At 59.1% G+C, this 21,115-nt stretch carries 15 protein-coding genes; 9 read left to right on the forward strand and 6 right to left on the reverse strand.

Features of this window, described 5'->3' with window-relative positions:
* Nucleotides 1–21: 21 nt before the first annotated feature.
* Nucleotides 22–1,326, forward strand: a complete 1,305-nt coding sequence (locus tag JIN81_RS04070; RefSeq protein ID WP_200276653.1) for an FtsW/RodA/SpoVE family cell cycle protein — start codon at nt 22–24, stop codon at nt 1,324–1,326.
* On the opposite strand, the gene JIN81_RS04075 is transcribed toward JIN81_RS04070, so the two are convergent.
* Together JIN81_RS04075 and JIN81_RS04080 are read right to left on the reverse strand one after the other, a co-directional pair.
* A complete protein-coding gene (locus JIN81_RS04075) occupies nt 1,287–1,556 on the reverse strand; it encodes a hypothetical protein (RefSeq protein ID WP_200276656.1) in 270 nt (89 codons plus the stop codon). The genes JIN81_RS04070 and JIN81_RS04075 overlap by 40 nt on opposite strands.
* On the reverse strand, nt 1,553–2,482 hold the full coding sequence (locus tag JIN81_RS04080) for an RluA family pseudouridine synthase (protein WP_200276659.1): 930 nt from the start codon (nt 2,480–2,482) through the stop codon (nt 1,553–1,555). Before JIN81_RS04080 ends, JIN81_RS04075 begins: the two co-directional genes overlap by 4 nt.
* 172 nt (nt 2,483–2,654) lie before the next feature.
* On the opposite strand from JIN81_RS04080, the gene JIN81_RS04085 reads away from it, so the two are divergent.
* Together JIN81_RS04085 and JIN81_RS04090 are read left to right on the forward strand one after the other, a co-directional pair.
* Nucleotides 2,655–5,024, forward strand: a complete 2,370-nt coding sequence (locus JIN81_RS04085) for a serine/threonine-protein kinase (protein ID WP_200276662.1) — start codon at nt 2,655–2,657, stop codon at nt 5,022–5,024.
* Nucleotides 5,025–5,100: 76 nt separating this feature from the next.
* Nucleotides 5,101–6,957, forward strand: a complete 1,857-nt coding sequence (locus tag JIN81_RS04090) for a DNA topoisomerase IV subunit B (RefSeq protein ID WP_200276665.1) — start codon at nt 5,101–5,103, stop codon at nt 6,955–6,957.
* Between the two features lie 15 nt (nt 6,958–6,972).
* Here the strand turns inward: JIN81_RS04090 and JIN81_RS04095 are convergent, their stop codons facing one another.
* Nucleotides 6,973–7,767, reverse strand: coding sequence for a class I SAM-dependent methyltransferase (locus tag JIN81_RS04095; RefSeq protein WP_200276668.1), 795 nt, complete (start codon nt 7,765–7,767; stop codon nt 6,973–6,975).
* A 95-nt stretch (nt 7,768–7,862) separates the two neighbouring features.
* Between JIN81_RS04095 and JIN81_RS04100 the strand changes: the two genes are divergently transcribed.
* Nucleotides 7,863–8,477 (forward strand): hypothetical protein, encoded by a 615-nt coding sequence (locus JIN81_RS04100; protein WP_200276671.1) that lies wholly within the window; start codon nt 7,863–7,865, stop codon nt 8,475–8,477.
* Nucleotides 8,478–8,483: 6 nt separating this feature from the next.
* On the opposite strand, the gene JIN81_RS04105 is transcribed toward JIN81_RS04100, so the two are convergent.
* The 3 genes from JIN81_RS04105 to JIN81_RS04115 are packed head-to-tail and all read right to left on the reverse strand — an operon-like array spanning nt 8,484 to nt 14,633.
* Nucleotides 8,484–9,146 (reverse strand): hypothetical protein, encoded by a 663-nt coding sequence (locus JIN81_RS04105; RefSeq protein ID WP_200276674.1) that lies wholly within the window; start codon nt 9,144–9,146, stop codon nt 8,484–8,486.
* Nucleotides 9,147–9,162: 16 nt separating this feature from the next.
* Entirely contained in the window at nt 9,163–11,175 is a 2,013-nt protein-coding gene (locus JIN81_RS04110) for a BamA/OMP85 family outer membrane protein (RefSeq protein ID WP_200276677.1), read from the reverse strand.
* On the reverse strand, nt 11,175–14,633 hold the full coding sequence (locus tag JIN81_RS04115; protein ID WP_200276697.1) for a translocation/assembly module TamB domain-containing protein: 3,459 nt from the start codon (nt 14,631–14,633) through the stop codon (nt 11,175–11,177). The genes JIN81_RS04110 and JIN81_RS04115 overlap by 1 nt, the downstream gene beginning before the upstream one ends.
* Nucleotides 14,634–14,742: 109 nt before the next feature.
* Here JIN81_RS04115 and JIN81_RS04120 point away from each other — a divergent pair, with 109 nt between their 5' ends.
* From JIN81_RS04120 to JIN81_RS04140, 5 genes are all read left to right on the forward strand, one after another.
* On the forward strand, nt 14,743–15,552 hold the full coding sequence (locus tag JIN81_RS04120; RefSeq protein ID WP_200276700.1) for an ion transporter: 810 nt from the start codon (nt 14,743–14,745) through the stop codon (nt 15,550–15,552).
* A 171-nt stretch (nt 15,553–15,723) separates the two neighbouring features.
* Complete coding sequence (locus JIN81_RS04125; RefSeq protein ID WP_200276703.1) at nt 15,724–17,382, forward strand: GspE/PulE family protein; 1,659 nt, start codon at nt 15,724–15,726, stop codon at nt 17,380–17,382.
* A gap of 32 nt (nt 17,383–17,414) precedes the next feature.
* Complete coding sequence (locus JIN81_RS04130) at nt 17,415–19,088, forward strand: GspE/PulE family protein (protein ID WP_200276706.1); 1,674 nt, start codon at nt 17,415–17,417, stop codon at nt 19,086–19,088.
* A gap of 85 nt (nt 19,089–19,173) precedes the next feature.
* Nucleotides 19,174–20,472 carry a type II secretion system F family protein gene (locus JIN81_RS04135; RefSeq protein ID WP_200276709.1) on the forward strand — a complete coding sequence of 433 codons (1,299 nt, stop codon included), beginning with the start codon at nt 19,174–19,176 and terminating at the stop codon, nt 20,470–20,472.
* A gap of 28 nt (nt 20,473–20,500) precedes the next feature.
* A complete protein-coding gene (locus JIN81_RS04140) occupies nt 20,501–21,058 on the forward strand; it encodes a prepilin-type N-terminal cleavage/methylation domain-containing protein (RefSeq protein WP_200276712.1) in 558 nt (185 codons plus the stop codon).
* The last annotated feature ends 57 nt before the right edge of the window (nt 21,059–21,115 follow it).

The raw sequence follows: 21,115 nt of genomic DNA on the forward strand, positions 1-21,115 counted from the left end.
CTCAAGCTGGAATCCTTGAAGGTGGCTTTGATTTCGATCGTTCCGGAGGATTCCGTCTTGCGCTGGCCGGTCGATCTGGTCGAGCGTTCGGCGTCGATGACCCCATTCCTGCAAAAGCTACTTCGGATCAACTGGTGGTTGGTCGCGCCCATGTATGGGCTGCTGGTCTTCGGGGTCTTCGCCATCGAAAGTGCGGCGCGACATCTTCCGGGTGGGGGTGAGTCATTTGCCAGTGCGCAGAAGCGGTGGATCCTCATTGGGTCCGCGGTCTTCGTGGCGACTTCCCTGATCGACTACCGCTGGTTCCGTTGGCTGGGAATTCCGATGTATGCGGTGGGTGTGGGCTTGTGCGCCGCCATCATGAATTCCGACAGCGAGGTGCACCAATTCACGATTGGAGGGCTGAGTTTCCAGCCTGCGCAGCTGGCGATCGCATCGGGCATCCTCATGCTCTCGTGGCTGCTTCAGGATCTACCCCGATTGGGATCGAAAATTCCCAAGGTGGGCTGGTTGCTCAAGGAGCCGGTAGTGAAGATCGGGATCATTGGGTTGCTTGCCGGCATCCCGTTTCTCGTGGTGGTGAAAATGGGCGACATGGGCTCCGCGCTGGTGTGGATTCCCGTGGCTCTGGTGGCCCTGATTGTGAGCGGTGTGCCGTTCCGGTATCTGACCTGCATGGCGTCCGTTGGGCTTGCCGTCCTGCCGCTCCTGTACTTCGTGGTGTTGCCGAAAGCCTCTGAGCGCGGAATGGCGCGGATCGAGTTGTTCCTCGACATGCTTCAGGACAAGCAGGTGGATGTGAGTGGCGATGCGTGGGCACCTTACAACATCGCGATTGCGGTTGGTCATGCCGGCTGGTCGGGCACCGGATGGATGTCCACCGCCGATCAGGGGTCGATGCACGACAGGCGGCTGATTCCATTCCACACCGCGCACAACGATTTCATCTTTCCCGTGATCGCCGAGGAGCAGGGGTTTCGTGGAGGAATGCTGCTCATCGCAGGCTTTGCCCTGCTTCTTGTCGTCTGTCTGTTCATTGCGACGGCGGCACGGGATCCGATGGGGCGATTGCTCGTCTGTGGCGTGGTGGCGCTGTTCTTCGCGCACATTTTCGAGAATATCGGCATGTGCATCCAACTGATGCCGATCACGGGCATCCCGCTGCCTCTGATCAGTTACTCGGGAACCTTCGCCGTCATGTGCATGTTCCTCCTCGGGCTCGTGCAGAGCGTGTGGATCCACCGCAAGCCAATCCGTGCCTATGAGCCGGTGGCCAAGGAGGAGACTCAGGACCCTGGATTGATCCTCTCCAACGAGATCCGATAGGCGTCGGCATCAAATGGTCGTCCGCTGCGGACCACCTGGTCGGTGATCTCGGCAAGGCATCGTGCGATTGCTTCGCGGGCCTCACCCTCGTCCAGTCCGGCTGTCAGGAGCCGCTTGAATGTCTTGGAGACGTAGGGGGTGTCCGGAGATTGGAGTTGCTGGTCAACGGCGGCCAGGAGTTCGTCGAAGAAGGCGTCGGCGGCTTCGTCACCATCGAAAGGGATCTTCATTCGGTGGGCAGGGGTGAGTTCATGAGGGTGAGCCAGGGATCAAACTCGGAAGGGATCGGCGCCTCAATCGAGAGGCGGCGACCATCATCAGGATGGTCGATTGCCAAGCGCCAGGCGTGGAGCATCAGGCGCCCGGGCTTGGCCTTTTGTCGAGCAGGCTTGGCGTAGATGGGGTCGCCAAGGAGGGGGCAGCCGACGTGGAGCATGTGGACGCGGATCTGGTGGGTGCGACCGGTGTGGAGATGGCACAGGACGAGTGACGAGCCGGACTCTGGATCGTGAGCGAGCTTCTCGTAGTCGGTGATCGAAGGCTTGCCTCCAGGTGGATTGACGACCGCCATCTTGAGGCGATTGACCGGATGTCGACCGATATGGGTGAAGACAGTGTCCCGTTCCCTGCCAGGCGAACCTTGTACGACGGCTAGGTAGCGCTTGTCGGTGGTGCGATCTGCAAACTGCGCCACGAGGGATTGGTGGGCGGCATCGGTCTTGGCGACCACGAGGCAGCCCGAGGTGTCCTTGTCCAGTCGGTGGACGATTCCGGGTCGTTCGGAGCCGCCAATGGTCGAAAGTTTGCCATCACAGTGATGCAGCAGTGCATTCACCAAGGTGCCCGTCGGGTTGCCGGCTGCCGGGTGGACGACCATTCCCGCGTCCTTGTTGAGGACGAGAAGGGCATCGTCCTCATGGAGGATGCGCAGAGGAATGTTCTCCGCCAGAGCTTCGTCCGGCACCTCCTCCGGGATATCGACCTGGATGGTGTCGCCCATGGACAGACTATCACGGGGTTTGGCCTTCTTGCCGTTGAGGAGAATGTATTGCTCACGAATCAACGTCTGAATGCGTGAGCGTGAGAGATCGTTCAGTCGCCCTGCGAGGTAGGCATCCATGCGGGGCCCCTCTTTGCTGTCGACGACGATTTCCATGACGGGGTGAACATCGGTGGGCAAGCTCCCGGCTGTCAATCGTCCGGGCGAAAGCCGGGGCATGTATGGCAAATATTTCGAATCTTTGAAGTTTTCTCAGCCCGGCTGGGTATCTAAGGTCTGCGAAATGTCGTCGGAAGGGATCGCATATTGCCACGCATGTGGTGGGCCGATGGATGTATCCAAGGTGGAGCCGTTCACCAATGTCGCGTGCCCTGAATGTGGGAAACACACCCGGGTGAAGCGTGAGTTTGGCCCCTACACGCTCAGTCGGCGACATGCGATTGGCGGCATGAGTCTGGTCTTCGTGGCCCAGGACAACACGCTGGGTCGCGAGGTGATCGTCAAGATCCTCAACGAGGAGTATTCGGCCGACGAGAAGCGCATTTCCGCCTTCGAGGAGGAGGCTCGCATCACCGCTTCGATCAGTCACCCCAATGTGGTCCGGGTATTCACCACCGGGCGTGCCTTCGATCGATTCTATATCGCGATGGAGTTCGTGACCGGTGGTCATTTCGAGCACCACATCTCAGAGCGGGGGACGATTCCCGAGGCCGAGGCCCTGCCACTGGCGGTTCACGTGGCTTCGGGCCTCAAGGCAGCGAAGGCATGTGGGCTGATCCACCGGGATGTGAAACCGGGCAACATCCTCCTCGATAGCAATGGCAGCGCGAAGCTGGTTGATTTCGGATTGGCTCTCGTCACGAAGGGAGGGAAGGCCACCGCCAGCGAAATATGGGCCACGCCGTACTACGTTCCTCCCGAGACCATCGAGGGCGCCGAGGAGGACTTCAGGTCGGACATCTATGCCTTCGGTGCCACGATGTATCACGCGCTGGCAGGTAAGCCCCCGTGCAACGAGGAGTCGATGGATACCAAGCGGCTTCGCGAGGCGAAGCAGCAGATCCTGCCGCTGCAGAAGGCGGCGAGGTGGCTTCATCCAGAGACATGCGCAATCATTGATCGGTGCATGGCTTATGCGCCGGATGATCGATTCCGGTCCTACGACGATTTGATTGCGGCGCTGAAGTCGGCGGAGCAGGGACTTGGGACCGATATCCCGAAGCCCGCGAAGACAGCGGTGCCGGCTCCATCCAGCGGACGTCGACGGGGGGGGACACCACTTGGCCAGAAGGTTGCGTTGGCTTCCGCGGTCCTCGTCGTTCTGGTCGCGATTGCTTTCAGCGCTAAAATGGTCCTCGGGACCGACGGCCCTGGAAACGGGTCGGTCAAACCGCCAATTGCGGGGGGTGATCCAGGCAAACAGCCGGGGAACGAAGGGTCCGGGTCAACGCCCGGGGAACGGGATGGAGCGACCAGTCTGGCCGTGGCCAAACAGTATGTGGCAGCCGGCGAAGCATTGCAGAACGGCACCTACTCTGAAGCCGCCAATCTCTTCGGTGTCGTGCGGGATCACCCGAATGTGTTGGAGCCGACCGGCACCTGGGCGGCTTCAGAGTCCATCATCGCATCGTATCTGGATGGTGATTCCGCCGCCGCCAAGTCAGGCATCAAGAAGGCGCTCAGCCACCTGCAGGACGCCAAGGGGGTGAACGGTCGCGTTCGGAGCCGCCTCCAGGGAATCTTCAGGGATCTTGGCAAGGTCAGCCCGATCAAAGCGGAGGAGAGCAAGGTTGCGGGAGGCAATGAGGATGCGCTGGTCTGGATGCTTTGCGGTTTGAAGAACTGGGATCAGGGGATGATCGAGGAAGCACTTCCCTTCTTTCAGCAGGTAAGCTCCCTCAAGGTGAAGCGGGATCAGGCATGGGTGGAGCCCTACAAGGCGCTCGCTGATGCCTACCTGGAGGATGCAAAACGGCTTCGTCGCGCGGAGCCGAGGACCTTCCGAGTGGCAGGCAACGAGGCACGCACGATGGCGGATGAATTGCACGGAGTCATTGGGCAACTGCAGACCAAGGGGCGTGCCCGGTTCAACGTGCGGTGCTGGCAGCTTGAGCTTGAGCGTTTGGCTCGGAAGTCGGGTGGTCCGCCCGTCGGAAACCCTGATCCGGTGGTTCGTGTGGCGCGTGATCCTGAAGGGCTTGATCGACTCTTGAAGGCCTGCAAATTCGCGGATGCGGAGAAACTGGTTCGGCAGTGGAAGCCCGCTGACCAAGAGTCGCGAAAGCGGCGGTCTGCCTACCTGCAACTGGTTCAGGCCTCGCGCTCGTTCCTCGCGGAGTTGGGCGAGGCATCGGAGGCGCGGGAGACCAGCCTGAAGATGGTGGCTCGGGACGGTAGGGAGTTCAGCAAGGTTGTGGGTGGCGGTGCGCATCGACTGATCCTCGTCGGAGAGGATGGCGCCGAAGTCAGCCTGTCATGGCCGAAGATCGAACCAGACAGCCTGATCGAACTCCACCGGGAATTGGTCAAAGGCGGGGGCTCCGACCTGGAGAGTATTCGCCGTCACGAGAGGGCGGTAGCCTTTGATTTCGTGGCAGGAGATCGTGACCGCGCCCGCGAGGCGGCAGGACGTCTTTCCGAGGTGTCCGATCTGTTCCAGCGTCGATGGAGTGAGGTCTCGTTGGCCATCAAGGACTGAGCCGATTTCGCGAGCAAGCGATGGAGGCTTGCGTCCGGGCTGACTCGGCGGTTAACTTTTCTTAAGTAATTACCCCATGGCTGCAGAATACACCGAAGCCGACATCAAGTCGCTGGATTGGAGAGAGCACATCCGCCTCAGGCCGGGGATGTACATCGGCAAGCTTGGCGACGGCACCTCAGCGGACGACGGCATTTACGTTCTTCTGAAGGAGGCTTTGGACAACTCGATTGACGAGCACATCATGGGCTACGGCAAGGAGATCCACATCAATATCGATGAGGTCGGCCGGGTGGAAGTGCGGGACTTCGGGCGCGGGATCCCCTTGGGTAAACTCTACGACTGTGCGGCTCAGATCAATACCGGTGCCAAGTATGACAGCGAGGCATTCAAGAAGTCGGTGGGTCTGAATGGTGTCGGGATCAAGGCGGTGAATGCCTTGTCGGAGTTCTTCGAGATCCAAGCGTGGCGCGAATCCAAAACGAAGGCCATCGAGTTCTCGAAGGGCACGGTCGTGGAGGAGATGAAACGTCCCAAGGCGGATGATTCGGACACTGGCACCCGGCTCGCCTTCGAGGTCGATCGATCGATTTTTCCGAAGCGGACCAATTTCAAGCATGCGTATGTCGAACGCATGTGCCGCTACTACAGTTACTTGAATCCGGGACTGTCACTGGTTTTCAACGGCAAGCGCTTCCGCTCGAAGAATGGCCTGATGGATCTCCTCGCGGAGGAGATGGAAAGTGAACCGCTTTACGGGCCGGTGCATTTGAAGGGGAAGGATATCGAGATTGCCTTCACACACACGCCGGACAGCGGTGAGGAATACTACAGTTTCGTCAATGGTCAGAACACCACCCAAGGCGGCACGCACCTCGCGGCCTTCCGTGAAGCGCTGGTGCAGGTGGTGCGCGGCTTCTACAACAAACAGTATGACCCGAGTGATATCCGCGCGGGGATCGAGGCGGCCATTTGCGTGAGGATCGAGGAGCCCGTCTTTGAATCCCAGACGAAGACCAAGCTCGGTTCTGCCACGGTATCGCCCGATGGTGAAACACTCCGGACCTTCATTGGAAACTTCCTCAAGGAGCACCTCGACAACTATCTCCACAAGAACTCCCAAGCGGCCGAAGCCTTGCAGAAGCGGATTCTCGCTGCGGAGAAGGAGCGCAAGGAACTGAAGGGAGTGAAGAAGCTCGCTCGCGAGAGGGCCCGCCAGTCGAAGGTCCACAACAAGAAGTTGCGTGACTGTCGGGCCCACCTGAACAGCAAGCACAAGCTGCGTGAAGAGAGCACCTTGTTCATCACCGAGGGGGATTCGGCATCGGGTTCCATTACCAAAAGCCGCAACGTGGAAACCCAGGCGGTGTTCTCACTCCGGGGCAAGCCACTCAATACTTTCGGACTCGGAAAGAAGGTTGTTTATGAGAACGAGGAGTTCGCCCTGTTGCAGGCGGCCCTTGGGATCGAGGACGGCATCGAGAAACTTCGCTACAACCGGGTGGTGGTGGCAACGGATGCCGATGTGGACGGAATGCACATCCGGTTGCTGCTGCTGACCTTCTTCCTGCAGTTCTTCCCGGAAATCATCCGCGAAGGGCACCTGCATATCCTGCAAACCCCGTTGTTCCGGGTGAGGAACAAGAAGGAAACCATCTACTGCTATGATGAGGAAGCGAAGGACAAGGCCCTCGCCAAACTTGGCAAGGCAGCCGAGATCACGCGCTTCAAGGGACTCGGCGAGATTTCTCCTGATGAATTCAAATTCATGATTGGCCCGGACATGCGCCTCGATCCCGTGGAGTTTGAAGAAGGGAAAGGGGTGAAGGAACTGCTCGCCTTCTACATGGGCAAGAACACTCCGGACCGTCAGGAATACATCATCAACAACTTGAGGGAGGATGTAGACCGCCAGGTCGGCGATGCCGCTTGATCCTGACCTGATCCATCAGGGCTTCTGAAAGACGAGGAAGTGCTGCCAAGGCAGGAAGTCGTGATTGACCACGAACTTCAGGCCGACGACTTCCATCTCACGAATCACCTGATCCTCGCTCATCTTGTGGAGGGGCTTGATGGGAACGTCGGGGTCTTCGGCGCGATATTCGAGAAGGATGACCCTTCCTCCCGGACGGAGCGCTTCGACGATGGATTCCATCATCTCGAAAGGATGGGAAAACTCGTGGTAAGCATCGACCATCAGGGCGGCATCGATCGTCTCAGGTTCCAAACCGACGTCCTCGATGCTGCCGAGTTGCGTCGTGACGTTGCCGATTCCGTCCGCCTCGGCCCGGGCCTCGATGTGGGCGATCATTTCGGGTTGGATGTCGACTGCAACCACTCGTCCCTCGGGCACCATTGAAGCCATCCGGAAGGTGTAATATCCGGAGCCCGCGCCGATATCGGCCACGGTGGCATCGGGGGCGAAATCAAGTGCCGCGACCGCCCGGCTCGGCGCTTCCTCACTTTCTCTGGAATCCCTTTCCAGCCATTGGAGTCCCTGATGACCCATGACCCTGGCGATTTCCCGGTTCAGGTAGAACTTGCCGATCCCGTCGACGCTGGCATCACCCTCGGTATATCCCGGATGGGTGGAAACCAGAGGCTTGGGCACCGGCGCAGCTTTACCCAGTTTCGGAAGATTCAGACCTGATTCCGGGGGTGGCCCATCTCCGCGCCATGGGTGCCAGACCAGCAGGCCGATCAGTAGCGCGAACGCGAGCGGAAAAATGAGAGCCTTCTTCATCCCTGAGAATGGCGGAATGTATCATGGATCCCCTCAGGGGCGAGCCTCGAATCCGGGATTGTCGGCGGAGCGGAATTCTGACAGCGTCCCGCCTGATGGCGAAATTCCCTCGATTCCTGATCCCTGGCCTCGCCCTGCAGCTTCTGGCTTCGTGTGGCAGCAGCGGGCCTGTCGAGGTCCCCGACGAAGGGACGCCCCAGCAGGTGGCCCGGGTGAAGAGCGGAGAGATGTTCGACGACGACTCGGAGAAGATTCTCGGTCGCTATGGAGCGATGAACCCGGTGCTTGCGGGGCAGAGCGGAGGAACTGCAGCGGAAGCGTCAACGGTGAACCAACAGTTCAATCAGGGCTACAACAAGAAGGCTTTTGAAGGGAAGAGCTACGAGCGGAAGGCCTTCTGGGGACAGAAGGACTACAGCAAGCAGGTCTTTCAGGGCGATTCAGGGAACAAGAATTTCAACAAGGGGGCCCGTGAGGGCAGCCAGTGGGCTTCGGAGGGGGCCCTCGTGTCCGGAGAATCCGGTCGCTCCTTCGATAAGGGGCGCGACTTCGGAGGAAGCGCCCGTGAAGGCTCACAGCGTCGACTTGATCGTCCCTCGGATGCTGAGGTCGATGTGCGGCGCGCGGTCTACAAGCAGCCCGAGGTCGAGGATGTGCAGCGCAAGCGCGCACTCACGGTCGATGATACCCGCTCGCTTCTCGGGCGCTGAACTCGATCAGTCGCGCGGGATCGCGTCGATGATGATTTTCTTGAGTTTCATCCACGGGATCGGTTTTCCCTCGAGGAAGGCGGACTGCGCCACGGTCAAACGGATGGACCCAAGCTCCGGATAAAGATCCCTCAGGTAAGAGGAGAGACAGCGGCTGGGCGGTGCGGTCTGTTCGATGGAAAAGTCGGGGAGCTGGGTGAGGAGGTTCTTTTTCCAAGCCGCCACACAGTCTCCCTCGATGGCACGTCGCGAATCGAACTCAAACAGGACTCGGCCCGGCTCCAGATCGACAGAGGTATCGACTGACAGGTGAATGGTTTTTTCCTGTCTCTTCAGAGATGCCTCGATGCGTGACTGAAGGTTCTCCAGAAAGGAAAGTTTGCTCCGTCGGTCGAGCTTCTCGCGCTGGTCATCGGTCAGGCCTTTGGCGAACGCACTCCACCTGGCCTCGTCTTCGGGGTGCTTGTTGAGATCAATCAGCAGACGGGTAACGTCCGAATGGAGGAGCGGAGCATGGAGCTTCATCGCAATCCCCTGCGCAAGGTTCAGTGCGCCGGGAGACCATCCGGTGGAGGAAGTGAGTTGGTCTTCCTTTCCCTTGAAGGTGATCCGGTGCCACTCAGGAACCGTGGAGACCGCGGTCTCACATGTGGGGATGTAGGTGATCATGGGAAAATGTCGCTCTTCAGAAAGTGGCACCAATGGCGAAATGCCAGGTTCCACTCGGGTCCCGGCCATCACGGGTGAGGTTGTGACCATACTCGAGCCGTGCCGGCCCGATGGGTAGGTTGATGCGGAGTCCTAGTCCAACGGCAATTTCAGGATCCGACATTCCGAAGTCCTCCCAATTCGTGGTCAGGCCGCCGGCATCAACGAAGGCGACTGCGCGAAGTGGTCCGGCGACGGCCCGGATGTACTCGAAATTGGTCACCCAGTAGGCTTCCCCGCCCGTCGGGTAACCCGTGATCGACCATGGCCCCAACTCCCGCTCGCGGAAGCTACGCACCGAGTTGGCCCCGCCGAGGAAGAACCTTTGATCGATCGGCAGATTGTTGGTTCCACCGTCAGAGATCAGAAGACCTCCCCGTGCACCGACCGAGAACTGGGAGCTCTCCGACAACTTGTAGTGCCACGAACCCTCGAGCTGGAGTCGAGCGAACAGACTTGAATTGTCGGTGAGGACGGCTCCGATTTCGACTGGGGCGGCGACATGCCAACCGCTGGTAGGGAGGGCCGCATTGTCACGGTAGTCCAGCATCTGGTTGAATCTCAGTGCCGCATAAATGTAGTCATCGTCGCCTAGATCGGGGAGGGGCAGGCCGTCCGCGGTGTTCACAATATAGGCCAAGGCTCCGCCATATTCGGTCGAGTAATGCTCGGTGACCTTGTGATTGATCCGTGCGCCTAGACCACTCCGCAAACTCTTGAAGCCCTCGTAGTCCTTCGACAGCGCGAACAGTCGGACGGTGCCCTGCAGATCCGTTCCCCAAAGCCATGGATCCGTCAGGGAAATGTCACCTAACAGGGAACGTTGGGTGATCTCGAATCCGGCGCTGAAGTTCCACAGCTTCCCGCGGAAGTTCCGGTCGTAGTAGGAGGCTCCCAAGATCATGCCCTCGAAGGTGTCGTAACCGACGGTGGTCGAAATGCCCCGCGCCTTGCCCTCCTTGAAATGCAGTGTGACATCGACGACGTTGCCGGAGGACTTGTCGAATTCCGTTCTGACGCTTTCGAAGGCACCGGTGGAAACGATCTCTCCGATGCGCTTTTGGGCGAGTGGGCCGTCAAGGATCCCGCCCTTGAGCGGTTCGAGGCGGGCGGCAATTCTGGAGGGATCGGTCTTTTCCAGTCCTTTGAGGGTGATGCTCCCCAGTTCGAACCTCCGGCCTTCAGTGATGATGAAGCGGGGTCTCACCTTGAGCGTTTCAAATTCCAGCTTCATCCGGATCTTCGCATTCAGGAAGCCGGCCTTGCTGAACTGCTCGACCACCCGTGCCCGGATGCTGTTGAGATTCGGTCCCGTCGCAGGCAGACCGACAAGGTCGGCAACGGCGTCCTTCAGGCCAGGGGTTGTCTGCCCTTCAAAGATGGGTGCGCCGATCATGGAGATGCCGCCGGCATCGACATTGAAGACAAAATCCACCTTGCCGGTTTCCGGGTTGTCGGTGCGTGACTTCAGGGTGATGTCCGCGTCGTAGAACCCGATGCTTTGCATCTGTTGCTCCATCAGGGCAATGCCCGCATCCACGTCCTCGTCCCTGAGTGGATAGTTGTCCAAGGAAAGCCCGGTCGCCCTTTTTTGCGGGGTCAGCTTGAAGAGCCCCACGAGGGCTTCGTTCAGCTTTGGGTTCGGCACGTCTTCCACCGTGATGCTGCCGAGCACGTCCCTAGGCCCTTCGATGACGCGAAGTCGGATGGTCCGGTTGTTGACCAGCTTCCACTTGACCAAGGCATCATTGAAGCCGGCAAGCTGAAGGTCCTGCTCCACCAGGAATGCGGCGTCTGCGGCCCGCCAACGTGTGGCCTCGTGCAGAAGAATGTGGTCGAGCCGCCCGCCCAGTTTGCTCAAAATCTCTGCCTCGGACAGGGTCGAGGACCCAATGATGCGGATTTCTGTCTTCTGCTTGTCCGCGGCCGACACCGCGGTGACGAGCATGGTCGACCAAAGGAAGAGAGCAATCAGAGGGTTGCGGGACATCAGCGGAAACGAAGGAGGTAGGTAACTTTGGCGCGTGAATAGCCTTCCTCAGAAATGCCTGCGGTCAGCAACCAGTTCTCGTCGAGGTTGAAGGTCACGGAGTTGAATGTCCGACTGCTGTAAGCCTCCTGCTCGCCGACCTGGAAGTCGACATTGTCCAGGAGCTTGAAGAGCGGGCGCAGGGTCTTCACCGCGCCGATGCGACCCCGTCGCATCTCTTCAATCACGAGTTGGGCGGCTCGCGCGGATGCCGCACTTGGATCGGCCAGTCCCTCGGTCGTGGTGCCGGTGGCAATGAGGGTGAGGATCTCGGCTTCCGGGAGAGGGGGGTTCGAGGTGGGTTGGATCACCGGATTCGAAACACTTCCGTAGATGTAGATGTCAATCTGGTAGGGGCGGACCGTGGATTCGCCCTTGATGTTCAGACGCGGATTGAATGGCTGGTCGGGGTTGAATGTGACCGTGCCGGATTGGATCGTCAGAGCACTGAATGGAAGCTGTGCCACGACTTCCCGCAGCTTGGCTCCACCGCTTGGACGGGGTGCCCCGACCGTGCCTCCGATGCGGGCATCGAGATAAATCTCGCCGCCCGCCAGATTTCCTCGGATCAGGAAGGGCGTGGAGGTGGCGAGACCGAGATCCAGCTTCCAGTTTTTGAATGGCTCCGGAATGGCGGCCAGCATTTCTGCCGGAGTATCGCTGTCGATGGATGGCAGAGAAGGTTCGGCAGTCGGACTGATCGGACTTCCAATGGGAAGAATCTCGAAATCCTTGTAGATCAGGCTGTCCACAATCTTGATCGAGCCCCCGAGCGTGGCGGATTCCCATGGCCCGCTGAGTTTCAGGTCGGTGGACGCCCTGACGATCATCGAGTCGTTCCGCAGCACGGGAAGTGCCCGACCCGTTACCGTGAGGTCGAACCCGGCGGGCTTGAAGGCGTCCAAATCGACTTTGCCGGACATGTCAATGGTGCCTGAAGCGAGGTTGGCAGTGAAGTTCTGTATGACGGCCGCTTCTTCGGTCACTTCGATACTCAATTCGGCCTTGTTGAGGTCAGGCTTCGACGCCTGGTGCCAGTCCAGACTTCCGCCCTCGAGGGAGATGGTCGCCTTCGGTTTGGGTTCTCCTACGGTTCCAGTAACCAGAGCGACGAGGTTCACCATACCCGAGGCCTTCCTGACGCCGGGAATCTGGGCTCCAAATGGTTCAAGGTTGAAGTTGGAGACCCGGAGTTCTGCATCCAGAGGGGCCTGGGTCGCGGTTTCGGGATCGTTGGCCCATTGCTTCGGTTCCCACGAGGTCACTGCATTGATCGTGGCCTTCGGATAGTCTGGAACCATGATCTCGCCGTCGAGCTTCAGCGTCTTCTCCTTCGCGCTGGCCACGAACTTGAGATCGGCAGGTGGGATTTCACTCTGGGAAATCAACCCGACATTGGTGGCACTGAGGGTTGCGTCGAGAATGGGATCCGCGGGGGTGCCCGTGAGATCGATCTGCAAGGTGCCCCGGCTGTCGTCCGGGAAGCGGACCGTTTCAGGAAGAAACCGATGCAGCGTGCTCAAGGCGAGATCCGGAGTGTCGAGGTCGACCTTGATGGGTCGCTCGAGTTTGAGCAACGCCTTCCAATCGGCAGGATTTTCGGGCAGGGGGATCTCGGCGGTGCCGGAGGCAAGTGGGGTTTCACCCTCCTTCCAGACCAGTTCCTCGACTCGGAGAGTCTGGTTGGCCAGTTCGGCCTTGGCGACGAAGGTCTGATCGCCGGTCTCGAGTCTGAGGGTTTCCAACTCCAGTGACTCCGGCCAAGTGTAGGTCGCCTTGCCGACGACTTCGATCAGAGGGTTGACCTCTGGATCACCGTTCTGCCATTCGAAGTTCTCGATCTCAAGGTCGCCGCGGTGAACGACTTCACGAACCTCACCGCTACCCGACCAGGCGAGGGTGCCCTGCATGCCGGTGGGTAGTCTGATTCCGAAGGGAAGCAACCAAGGTTCCAGAGAAGTGGGGGAGAAGGCATCCAGAGCCGCGGTGCCCTCATACGCCACCTTCTTGGGATCGAAGCCTCCGTCGAATTTCAAGCCTGGCAATGTCAAGGATCCGGCGATGGGGACATCCGGGCTCCAATTCGCCTTCAATTGGATGGGCGGAGCTTCTTCGTTGGGGACGATGCTGACGGTCGCCACGGCATCCTCCGGCATCGCATCCGCGAAATCGGTCGTTGCGGAAATCCTGATGAGCCCGTTTGGGGGCATGGGACGATCTTCTCCGGGAGTAAAGCGATCCCGGACCTCGGTCAGGATCGATCGGATCTCTGACAACGAGACTTCGGCTGCGGCACGGAGGGGAAGGAAGTTGTTGGATCGGTCGATATCGGCGGTGGCATCGAGGACAAGTGGCGAGCCCTCGGGGGCAAGTGTCACCTTCGCCTCGACCCTGTCTTCAGCAAGGGTGGCCTTCAGGGTGATTTCCTCGCTACTCCATCCATCGTAGTCAAAGTCACTCACGCCCAGCTCAATCACCGCATCAAGGGTCTCGATGCCGCCGGTGAAATCGGTGACAGTGGCATCGAGTGCGGTCAGGGTGGCATCGACCGGGATCTCGATCTTGGCAATCCGCTCGACCTCCGCAACTGGCAATGGCGGGCCTTTCATCACCAGATCGATGGATGTCAGATCGGTGGTCAGATCGATTCTGGTCTCGCCGATGAAGAGCGAGCCCGAATAGTCAGCTGGTTGACCGATGGTGGCGGACACCTCGGCGAGTGAGACACCCTCAAGCAGCCACAACTCATCGACATCAATCCGGCTGGGCTCCCAGGTGATCGTGGGCGTCTGGGCCGGGATGCGCCGATCCTGAGGCAAGGTCATTTCCCCGAGTTCGGCCCGGAAATCAGAGCTGCCGGGAGCATGATGCAAATTGGTGGGCTCGAGGGCATACACCAGTTCTTCGCCCCGGCGGATCGTCACGGACAAATTCTCAATCGACACATCCACTGGAAGCAGTCGACCCCGGATGTCGGCGAGGGTTTTCTCGAGGTCGAGTGGTTCCTTCTCTTCCTCGGGTTCCTCCTCCTTGGGGGCGGCATCGAGGTCCACCTCAACGTGCAGTCCATTGACTTCGATGGCTTCAACCTGGCCCTTGATGGCATCCAGCAGTGAATAGCGGACCTCAAGGCCATCGATGCTGGCCTGGTGGACGACAGTGTCGCTACTGAGCTCGAGGCCGACGACTCGAATGGGACCCGAGGTCAGCCTGCCCTCCAATTGGAACTCGGCCTTGTATCCCAGATCCGGGAGGTAGGCCTGAGCGACGCGTTGTCCCAACCAGCGCCAACCTGGTCCATCGAGCCACACGAGCACGGCAATGAGGACGAAGAGAGTCCACCATCGCTTCTTTTTCCACCTGGGTCGCTTCGAGCGCGCGCTTGGAGTGGGGGGCTTTTCGGTTTCCTCCTCGCTCATTCGGGCTCATCTTGGACCCGACGGAGGAGATCGGCAACCTCTCGATCAATCATTGTGGCAATTGTTTCGAGGGCTTGCGGGATGATCCTGGCCTTGGCACGTTAGGCACATGGTCGATGAGGTGGGAGCCAAGGAAAAGTGGCGGAAGATCATTTTCGAAGCCGAGACGCCCTCGGGCCGGCTCTTTGATGTCATCATTCTTTGGCTGATCGTGATCAGCGTGGTGGTGGTGATGCTGGAAACGGTGGATCCGATCGAGGCGAAAGTGGGGAACACCTTCTACATTCTGGAGTGGATCTTCACCGGGGTGTTCACCTTCGAATACATCGGCCGATTGATGACTTCGAGGCATCCGACAAAATACGCGAAGTCGTTCTTCGGGATCGTCGATCTGTTGTCGATCCTGCCGAGTTACATCGGGTTGTTCATACCGGGTGGGCAGGCGCTGATGGTGGTCCGGGTGCTGAGGCTCCTCCGGGTGTTCCGGGTGCTGAAGATGGTCCGCCACATCCGAGGATCGACCATCCTGATGCGGGCTCTTTTCCAGAGCAGGGCGAAGATCACGGTCTTCTTTGTCACACTGCTCCTGATCACGCTGATCGCCGGTACACTGATGTATCTGGTCGAGGGAGATAGTAGCGGATTCACGAGCATTCCGACCTCTGTTTACTGGGCAGTGGTGACCGTGACCACGCTGGGCTACGGAGACCTGGCCCCGATCACACCCGCGGGGAAGCTGCTGACATCCCTTCTGGTGCTGACAGGATACGCAATTCTTGCGGTTCCAACCGGGATCGTGACCGCCGAGATCGCCAAGGCGGATTCCAATGAAACTTCGGTAGCCTGCCCGTCATGCGGGGTGCATGGGCACCTCCCGGATGCGAAGTTCTGCAGGCGATGTTCGGCTGAGCTCCATTGATGGGAGACGCATCGTGAATACCCTGTTCCTACCTGAGCGAGAGAAGATCGACCCTGCCCGTGCGGCTTGTTGACAAAGGGGGAGGGGCTTGACCAATGTCTCACAAGCAGCGGGCCGTCGATTGTCCAGCAATCACCCGCAGCCAAGGATCCAAGGCCCACCCAAGAACCCGTGTTTTCTAACGAAGATTATCTGGCTGACCTGCTCGTTGAAGCAGGCAGCGTTACCCAAGAACAGGTCGATGCCGCTCGAGGCAGCGGCAATTCCATCATTGAGTCGCTGCTCGATTCCACTGAACTCACCGAATCGACGATTGCTTCAGTACTCGCTGCCAATGCGGGGATTGAAGCCATTGACCTGGATGGTCTGACGGTCAGCCCGGAGGTCAGCGATGCGATCAGCAATGAAATGGCATGCCGGTTCAAGGTCATCCCGGTCGCTGATGATGGGATTTACCTGACGGTGGCCGTGGCCGATCCATTCGATTTCGAAACGATGGACAGCCTGCCTCAGGTCCTCGGTCGCGAGTTGAGTTTCGTGTGTGCGCCCTACTCCGCGCTCCAGAATTTCCTCAAGCAGTTCTACGGTGCTGAGGATGAAATGGCGATGGGCATGGACGTCGCCGGGGGTGCCGAAGGGGCCGAAGCCGACGACAGCGATGCGCCCATCATTCGCCTCGTGCAGGGCATGCTGGCGGATGCGATGAAGATGGGCTGCTCGGACATTCACATCGAACCCCTGGAGACGTCGGTGCGGATTCGTTACCGGATCGATGGTCGCCTCGTGGAGGTCGACAATCACCCGAAGAAACTTCTTCCCGCGATCATCGCCCGTCTGAAGGTGATGAGTGGCTCCATGTCGATCGCGGAAAAACGACTACCACAGGACGGTCGGATCCAGCTGAAGGCCGGGGACAAGGAGATCGACCTCCGGGTTTCATCCGTGCCATCGAACCACGGCGAGTCGATCGTCATGCGTATTCTCGACAAGTCGGCCCTTGTGCTCGGTTTGCCTGAATTGGGATTCTTTTCGGATGACCAGAGCACCTTCGAAGAGCTGATCGGCCTGCCGGACGGCATTATCCTCGTCACCGGACCGACGGGTTCAGGTAAAACGACCACGCTGTATACCTGCTTGAACGTGATCAACCGGCCGGACCGGAAGATCATCACGGTTGAAGACCCGGTCGAATACGAGCTTCCGGGGATCAATCAGGTGATGGTCAAGGCCGACGTCGGCATGACCTTTGCCGCAGCCCTCCGCTCCATGCTTCGTCAGGCTCCGAACATCATCATGATTGGTGAGATTCGGGATGCCGAGACCGCGAACATCGCGATCAACGCGGCGCTGACCGGTCACTTGGTGCTTTCGACGCTCCACACCAACGACGCGCCATCGGCAGTGGCTCGTCTTGCCGATATCGGGATCAAGCGCTTCCTCATCGCTTCGGCGGTTCGGGCGGTGCTTGCCCAGCGCTTGGTCCGCAAGCTGTGCCCGGTGTGCAAACAGCCCGCCACGCTCAATGAAAAGCAACTGCGGGCGCTCAATCTCGATGCCAGCCGCCTGGCTGAGAGCACCATCATGGGCCCCAGCGGTTGCGAGAAGTGCCGCGGAGGCGGTTATAAGGGCCGGATGGGCATTTTTGAGCTGTTCCAGATCGATGACGAAGTCCGCCACATGGTGAACGAAAACCTGACCACTTCCCAACTCCGCAAGCGTGCCCGCGAGCTGGGCATGCGCTCCATGCGGGAAGATGGCATCCGCAAGGTCCAGGCAGGCGTAACCTCGGCGGAGGAAGTGCTTCATGTGACCATGTCCGACGCCGACTGAAGACCCAAGACCATTTCAAAAGACCCTTTTCCATGGATAGCAACCAGCTAGTAGAACTCTTCACCAGTCGGGGAATGATCGACCGTTCCCTCGGTCAGGAAATCCTCAACGAGGTGGAGAACAGCGGCAAGGAGGCAGCCGAAGTGCTCGCCGATTTCCAAGTCATTCAAAACAAGGCCGATGTCTGGCCGGTGATCGCTTCCGAGCTCGGAGCCGAGTTGGTCGAGCTCTCGGATTGGACTCCACCTGAAGAAGTCCTCGCGCTGATGCCGTCGGGGACAGCGCGGCTTCATGGCGCACTTCCGGTGAGCTTCAGCGATGAAGGCCTGCACGTCGTACTCGTGGACCCCATGAATCCACAGACCCTCGAGGATCTCAGGTTTACCCTGGGACGGGAGTTGGTGCTCATGGTGGCCCCGGACTACCAGGTGGAGGAGAAGATCAATGACTGCTATGGCGGCGATGGTCAGGGGATGGATGCCATCCTTGAACAACTTGAATTTGGCGGCGAAGGGGAATTGAACCCCGCTGAGCTCGAGAACGAGGCGAATTCAGCTCCGATCATCCGCTACGTGGATCTGGTCCTTTATCAGGCGATCAAGGAGCGTGCATCCGACATCCACTTCGAGCCCTTCGAGAAGGACTTCAAGATCCGCTACCGGGTGGATGGGTCGCTCTATGAAATGGCTCCTCCGCCGGTTCACCTCGCGCTGCCGATCATTTCGCGGGTGAAGGTGATGGCGAACATGAACATCGCCGAGCGACGCGTCCCTCAAGACGGCCGGATCGTGAAGCAGGTGGGCGACCGCCAGGTGGACATGCGGGTTTCCTCACTGCCGACCCACCATGGCGAGTCCGTCGTGTTGCGGGTTTTGGACCGGTCATCGGTCAATCTCTCCCTCGAGGCTCTCGGCCTGCCCGACCACATCTTCGAATACATCGGTGAGACGATCGAGAAACCGAACGGGATCTTCATTGTCACCGGGCCGACGGGTGCGGGCAAGACAACCACACTTTATGCGGGACTGCGGCGGATCAACACGATCGATCATAAACTACTGACCGCAGAGGATCCGGTCGAATATGACATCGATGGAATCATTCAGATTCCCGTGAACGAGGCGATCGGGCTCGACTTCCCGCGGGTGCTGCGGGCCTTCCTTCGTCAGGACCCCGACCGGATCATGGTGGGGGAGATGCGCGACTTGGAAACGGCGCAGATCGCCATTCAGGCATCGCTGACGGGTCACTTGGTGCTTTCCACGTTGCACACGAATGATGCGCCGGGTGCGGTGACTCGTTTGGTCGACATGGGATGCGAACCGTTCCTGGTTGCAGCTTCTCTTGAAGGGGTGCTGGCTCAGCGATTGGTCCGGACGATCTGTGCGGACTGCAAGGCTCCGTATGAGCCGAACGAGGCCATTCTTACTCAGCTGGGCATTGCTCCCCACGAGTTGGGCGACAAGGACTTCTTCACCGGCAAGGGCTGCGATACCTGTGGTGACAGCGGCTATAAGGGCCGTGCCGGCCTCTATGAGTTGCTCGACATCACGGATCCGGTCCGGGAGCTGATCACCGACCGGGCTCCGACGGTGGTCATCAAGCAGAAGGCCATGGAACATGGCATGACCACGCTCCGCGAAGATGGTCTTCGCAACATCTACCTTGGCAGGACGACGATTGAGGAAGTGCTTAAGTATACTTAATCTTACGACCCTGATTTTCCAGTCGCCACCGGCCCCATCTCTGATCCAAGATCACTCATCCTTTTCCTAAAAAAACTCCAATTCCATGCCACAGTTTGAATTCACCGCTGCTGACGCAAAAGGAGAGCAATTGACCGGCTCGGTCGATGCTCCGAACGAAGCCGAAGCCATCAGCCAATTGCGCACCCAGGGATACTATCCGCTGCAGGTGGTCGAAGCCGGCAAGGGCACGCTTGCTCCGCAGAAGAAAAAGGCAGCCAAGAAGAAGGCGAAGCCGAGCAAGAAGGGCACCGCACCCAAGGGGAAGGCGACCACAGGCGGCCGCATCAAGCCAAAGGTGCTGATGATTTTCACCCGCCAGCTCGCGACCCTGATCGATTCGGGTCTGCCATTGCTTCGCGGTCTGACCGTGCTCGGCAAGCAGGAGCCAAGCCCAGTGCTCAGGGGAACCCTTGGCGCACTCGCGGACTCGGTGCAATCGGGTTCGACCTTCTCCGAGGCGCTCGCGCAGCACCCGAAGATCTTCAACAAGCTCTACGTCAACATGGTGAAAGCCGGTGAGCTTGGTGGTGTGCTCGAAGTCGTTCTCCTCCGTCTTGCGGAATATCAGGAGAAGGCGGCGAAGCTGAAGAACAAGATTGTCTCCGCGATGGTCTATCCGGTGATCGTGATGTTCATCGCCGTCGCGATCCTCATCTTCCTGATGCTGGTGATCGTGCCCAAGTTCGAGGCCATGTTTGCCGAGATGGAAGGCACCGAATTGCCCATGATCTCCAAAGTGGTCTTCGGAACTTCCCAATTCTTCCTCAGTGCCAGCGTCGGCATCATTCCAAACGTGGTGTGGTTCATCCTCGCCGCCGTCGGCATCGGTATTGGATTCAGCGCCTGGGGTAAAACCAAGGGCGGGCGTAATGCCATCGACAAGCTCAAGCTGAAGGCCCCGATTTTCGGTGATATCCAGCGGAAGAGCGCCGTCGCGCGGTTCTCGCGGACTCTCGGAACGCTCGTCACTTCGGGTGTGCCGATTCTTCAAGCCCTCAACATCACCCGGGACACGGCCGGCAACGTGGTGATTTCCAAGGCGATCGAAGAGGTGCACACGGCGGTCAAGGAGGGTGAATCAATTGTTTCGCCGCTCCAGGCTTCCGGAGTCTTCCCCGGGATGGTGATTTCGATGGTCGACGTGGGTGAGGAAACCGGTCAGCTGCCCGAGATGCTACTGAAGGTCGCCGATGTCTATGACGACGAAGTGGACAACGCAGTGACCGCCCTGACATCGATTCTCGAGCCCATCATGATCGTGATTCTCGCTCTCGTTGTGGGATCGGTTGTGTTTGCACTCTTCCTGCCTTTGATTAAGGTGATTCAAGAGGTGGGTCAGTAATTGGCCTGCTCAAACCCATTCAATCGACATGAAACATCAATCGCGCCCACAAACCCATCGCGCCGGTTTCACCCTGATGGAACTGCTGGTGGTCATCAGCATCATCGTCATCCTCTCCGGATTGACCGTCGGTGGCTTTGCCTTCGTGAATCAGAAACAGGCAAAGAGTCAGGCCGAGATCCAGATCGGTCTGCTTCAGCTCGCTCTAGAGGACTACAAGTCCGACAACGGCGAGTATCCGGTCGGGCGGTCATCCACGGGAACCGGGCAGACCGGAAACATCTACGACGCCTTGTTCCCCTCGAATTCGAACGAGAAGGTGTATCTTCCCGAGCTCGACCCCAAAAATGACAGCCAAGGTTGGCTTGGTGGCCAAACTTCCGGCACGCGGCTGACGATTTACGACCCATGGGGCACCGAGTATTATTACCGCTGCAACGATCCGGCTCGTCCGACCCGGAGCTACTCGGCAAATCCCGACTTCGACTTGTGGTCTGCAGGCCCGGACGGGAAAACGAATGCTGGAAGTCGGGGGTCGTATGACCCCGAACACCCGGACAACCTCGACGACATCCGAGGTTGGTGATTCTTCTTCAAAGCCCGCGTCACCGCGGGCTTTGTTGCGTCTGCTCAGCGCGACAGA

Origin of the sequence: Haloferula rosea, from assembly GCF_016595525.1 — a bacterium.
GTDB classification, from domain to species: Bacteria; Verrucomicrobiota; Verrucomicrobiia; order Verrucomicrobiales; family Akkermansiaceae; genus Haloferula; species Haloferula rosea.